2 protein-coding genes and 1 pseudogene are annotated in these 862 nt (G+C 57.9%); 1 reads left to right on the plus strand and 2 read right to left on the minus strand.

Translation table 11 applies throughout. The features are described 5' to 3' along the window. A pseudogene (locus tag RA19_RS27605) lies at positions 1-144 on the plus strand (SDR family NAD(P)-dependent oxidoreductase); the annotation flags it as partial. A 43-nt stretch (positions 145-187) separates the two neighbouring features. On the opposite strand, the gene RA19_RS25365 reads toward RA19_RS27605, so the two are convergent. Together RA19_RS25365 and RA19_RS25370 are read right to left on the minus strand one after the other, a co-directional pair. Continuing rightward, a complete protein-coding gene (locus RA19_RS25365) occupies positions 188-469 on the minus strand; it encodes a hypothetical protein (RefSeq protein ID WP_039168723.1) in 282 nt (93 codons plus the stop codon). Between the two features lie 73 nt (positions 470-542). Further along, positions 543-862 (minus strand): transketolase C-terminal domain-containing protein (locus RA19_RS25370; protein ID WP_039168726.1); only part of this gene is annotated, 320 nt, incomplete at its 5' end.

Below are 862 nucleotides of genomic sequence, written 5' to 3' on the forward strand. Positions count from 1 at the left end.
AACAAGCGCGTCCGCAACCGCCGCATCAAAGAGGAGCTGGGGGTGGAGCTGCTCTATCCCACCTACCGCGAGGGTCTGCGGGCGGTGCTGGAAGCCGAGGACATGGAGAGCTTTGTGCCGCCAGCCGAGCCGCCAGGGGTGTAGGCCTGGAGGAAGGTATTCAGCGCTATCCAGAGAAGCTAATCTGTTAGTCCAGCTTGATTAGATTGGCGTACTCGTCCCGGGCATCATCATCGATTTCCACGTCGCGGAACCCGCCGTACAGCCTGTCATTCTGGTCCTTGCGCGGACCTGAAATCCAGAAGTGATTGCCTGTTTCCACGTCAAAGTAGTTGGCCTTGAACCCTGAGCCTTTGAGGCTCTTGAAAACTATGCCTTTGTAATAAAGCGATTTGCCCGATTTCGAGAAATAGACGCGGCCAATTCTGGCGGGGCCATCCGGCCCGCCGGATTTGTCTTCAATATACATGATCCGGGAGCGGTCCGGATTGAATGAAGCGGGAAGGGTGATCGCAAAATTGCGGTTTTCTTCCCGGCCTATCTTACGCCCGCTTCTCTCTAATCGTTGCAACGTCCAGTACCTCCAGCACCTTGGCTTCGATTTGCGGTGCGTTCATCGCCGCTACCTCATACATATCCGCGGGGCTGGCCTGGTCGATGAAGATGTCGGGCAGCACCATCGAGCGGAACTTGAACCCGCTGTCGAACACACCTTCCTCGGCCAAAAGCTGCGCTACATGGGAGCCGAAGCCGCCCACCGCGCCTTCTTCGATGGTGATCAGCGCTTCGTGGTCTGCGGCCAGTTGCAGGATCAGATCGCGGTCCAGCGGCTTGGCAAAGCGGGCGTCGGCGATTGTGGGTG

This window comes from Leisingera sp. ANG-M1 (assembly GCF_000813745.1).
In the GTDB taxonomy this organism is placed as follows: domain Bacteria; phylum Pseudomonadota; class Alphaproteobacteria; order Rhodobacterales; family Rhodobacteraceae; genus Leisingera.